The sequence below is a fragment of the Burkholderia sp. Se-20378 genome (assembly GCF_017104665.1).
GTDB lineage: Bacteria > Pseudomonadota > Gammaproteobacteria > Burkholderiales > Burkholderiaceae > Burkholderia > Burkholderia lata.
Map to the genome: position 1 here is coordinate 1 of NZ_JAAGPG010000753.1, position 3,159 is coordinate 3,159.

3 protein-coding genes are annotated in these 3,159 nt (G+C 66.1%); all 3 read left to right on the plus strand.

Translation table 11 applies throughout. The features are described from left to right. The coding region (locus G3N93_RS37055; RefSeq protein WP_206135245.1) for a gamma-glutamyltransferase family protein at nt 1–1,368 on the plus strand (1,368 nt) is incomplete at its 5' end. 327 nt (nt 1,369–1,695) lie between these two features. Continuing rightward, nucleotides 1,696–2,523, plus strand: a complete 828-nt coding sequence (locus tag G3N93_RS37060; protein ID WP_174940304.1) for a ferritin-like domain-containing protein — start codon at nt 1,696–1,698, stop codon at nt 2,521–2,523. Nucleotides 2,524–2,593: 70 nt separating this feature from the next. After that, nucleotides 2,594–3,100, plus strand: coding sequence for a hypothetical protein (locus G3N93_RS37065; RefSeq protein WP_206135246.1), 507 nt, complete (start codon nt 2,594–2,596; stop codon nt 3,098–3,100). Nucleotides 3,101–3,159 lie beyond the last annotated feature (59 nt).

Consider the following 3,159-nt stretch of genomic DNA (forward strand, 5'->3'; position numbering starts at 1 on the left):
TGGAACGTCGACTATTTCCGCAAGCGCCACGGCGAGGCGGGCAACGGCATCGCGAACAAGCCGACGCGCGGCTGGGATACCGTCACCGTGCCGGGCGTGATCGCGGGTTGGGAAGCGCTGCATGCGAAGTTCGGTTCGCTGCCGTTCGCGGACCTGCTCGAACCGGCGATCGAGATCGCGGAGCGCGGCTATGCGGTGCCGCCGATCGTCGCGCACAAGTGGGCGGCCGCCGTGCCGGAGCTCAAGGGGCTGCCGGGTTTCGCGGATACTTTCATGCCGCACGGCCGCGCACCGCAGGTGGGTGAGCGCATGTGCCTGCCGGGCCATGCGCAGACCTTGCGTACGCTGCAGAAGGAAGGCGCCCGCGCGTTCTACGAGGGCGTACTCGCCGAGCGCATCGCCGCGTTCTCTCGCGAAGGCGGCGGCGCGTTGACCGCAGCCGACCTGCATGCTTATCGGCCGGAATGGGTCGAGCCGATCGGCAAGCGCTTCGGCCGCCATACGATCCACGAGATCCCGCCGAACGGGCAGGGCATCGCCGCGCTGATCGCGCTCGGCATCGCCGAGCACGCGGGCGTGACCGAATGGCCAGTCGATTCGGTCGACTCGCAGCATCTGCAGATCGAGGCGATGAAGCTCGCGTTCGCCGATGTCTATCGCTACGTCGCCGATCCGCGCGCGATGGAGGTCACGCCCGAACAGATGCTCGACGATGCGTATCTCGCCGAACGCGCGAAGCTGATCGATCCCGCGCGCGCGACGCATTTCGGCGCCGGCCGGCCGCATTCGGGCGGCACGGTCTACCTGTCGGCGGCCGACGAGCGCGGGATGATGGTGAGCTTCATCCAGTCGAACTACATGGGCTTCGGCTCGGGGCTCGTCGTGCCCGGCACCGGCATCGCGCTGCAGAATCGCGGGCACGGCTTCTCGATGGACCCGGCTTCGCCGAACGTCGTCGCGGGCGGCAAGCGGCCGTTCCACACGATCATCCCGGCGTTCGTCACCGAGGAGGTCGACGGTCGCACCGAGGCCGTGATGAGCTTCGGCGTGATGGGCGGCGACATGCAGCCGCAAGGCCACCTGCAGACTGTCGTGCGGATGCTCGGCTACGGGCAACAACCGCAGGCTGCCTGTGATGCGCCGCGCTGGAAGGTCAACCGCGACTTCACGCTCGACGTCGAGGCAACGATGAATCGCGCGACCGTCGATGCGCTGACCGCACGCGGCCATACGATCAAGTCGATCGACGATCCTTACATGGATTTCGGTTCGGGGCAGTTCATCTGGCGTCTCGACCGCGACGATCGCGAGCGCGGCTACGTGGCCGCGAGCGACAGCCGGCGCGACGGTCTGGCGGCCGGTTTCTGACGGATTGCCGCCGGCTTTCGCCGGCATTTCGTGCGCTTCGCGGGCGGCCGAATGGCCGCCCGTTTCGTTTGCGGCAGCCTGTATCGCCGAGCGGGCGCAAGCGGTTTGAAGGACTCGTCTAACGAACGGCAACAGACGCCGTGGAACTGCGCTCGTCGGGTATGGTCAGTGCTCTGGAGCACGAACATCAAAGTCCGGCTAAGATGCCAGCATGGTTCGGCCGGACCAATCCACTATAAACGCAAGTAAAACGCCGCCTGCGGGATGGTTGGCGCCAGTGCCGAAGGCATGGGCCGGCCCCCGCGCGACGACTGGGAGCGCACCACCATGGACACCAAAACGACGCATGTGATGCCGTGGCGAATCGAGGACATCGACCTGAACCGGATCGATCGTCAACGTGCCGCCGCGAACGAGGATCTGTTGTTGCTGCTGTGCGCGTCGTCGTTCATCGAAAGCGGCTCGGATCTCTACACGAGCAATCTGAGCCAGTTCTTCAACGACGATCCGGAAGTCTCCGCATGGCTCAACAATGCATGGGAGCACGAAGAATTGCAGCACGGGCGCGCGCTGAAGGCGTACATCGCGCACGTGTGGCCGGAGTTCGACTGGGATACCGCGTTCGCGAATTTCTTCGCCGAGTATTCGAAGACCTGCAAGGTCGAGGCGTTCGAGAAGACTCGCGCGCTCGAGATGGTCGCGCGCTGCGTCGTCGAGACGGGCACGGCCACGCTCTATCGCGCGATCAACGAGTGCTCGGACGAGCCCGTGTTGAAGGAAATCACCGACAACATCCGCACGGACGAAGTGCGCCACTACAAGCACTTCTTCAAGTTTTTCAAGAAGTACAACCAGCTCGAAGGCAATGGCCGGCTCGCGGTGCTCGGCGCGCTGGCGCGCCGCGTGATGGAAATCAAGAACGAGGATTCGGAGATCGCGCTGCGCCACGTGTTTGCGGTCCGCTATCCGGATCGTGTCGGCGACAACCAGTACAACCGCGAACGCGCTGCGCGCATCAGCACGCTCGTGCGGCGCAACCTGTCGGCCGACATGTGCGTGAAGATGCTGCTCAAGCCGCTCGACCTGCCCGCGAAGATCCAGCCGGGCGTCCACTATCCGCTCACCAAGATCACGCGGCACGTGTTCCTGCGCTGATCGCCGCGGCGCGGCCCGACGCGCGTATGCTGCGGCTTCTTCATCCGCTTTCCACCGAGGCCACGCCATCATGACCGATATCCATCGCCACGCGCTCGAACAATGGACGTTCGATGCGTGGCCGCCGGCCGTCGTTTCGTTGTTCGACGGTACGGCGCTCGAGCGTCATGCCGACTTCGCCGCATCGCTGATCGTCGCAACCGACGACGGCCAGTTGCGCACGACGCTGCTCGGCGTCGGCGAGATCTACGCACACGATGCGCGCACGCTGCTGCTGGCGCTCTGGCCGCAATCGCGTGCGGCGCGCGCGATCGCACAACGGCATACGGCCGCGCTGACGCTCGTCGCGGACGGCGCGTTCTTTCAGGCGCAATTGAGGATGGCGCCGCTCGAAGGAGACTTCGGCGGGCTGGCCGGATTCGCTGCGACGATCGCGCACGGCGATGCGCAGCGGGTCGGCTATGCGCGTCTCGCGACGGGTGTCACGTTCACGCTGGAAGGGGAGCGCACCGCGGTGCTCGCGCGCTGGCAACGCCAGGTCGAGCACCTGCGGCGCGCAGCCGCGCGGCTTCAGTGACCGCGCTGGCCGCTGCGCGACGAACGGTTGCGGTTCGCGTGCGCGGCATTGCCGTTCGC

Bases quoted from the DNA above. Each gene is read 5' to 3' on its own strand.
- G3N93_RS37060 (WP_174940304.1), top strand. From the start codon at position 1,696: ATGGACACCAAAACGACGCATGTGATGCCGTGGCGAATCGAGGACATC.
- G3N93_RS37065 (WP_206135246.1), top strand. From the start codon at position 2,594: ATGACCGATATCCATCGCCACGCGCTCGAACAATGGACGTTCGATGCG.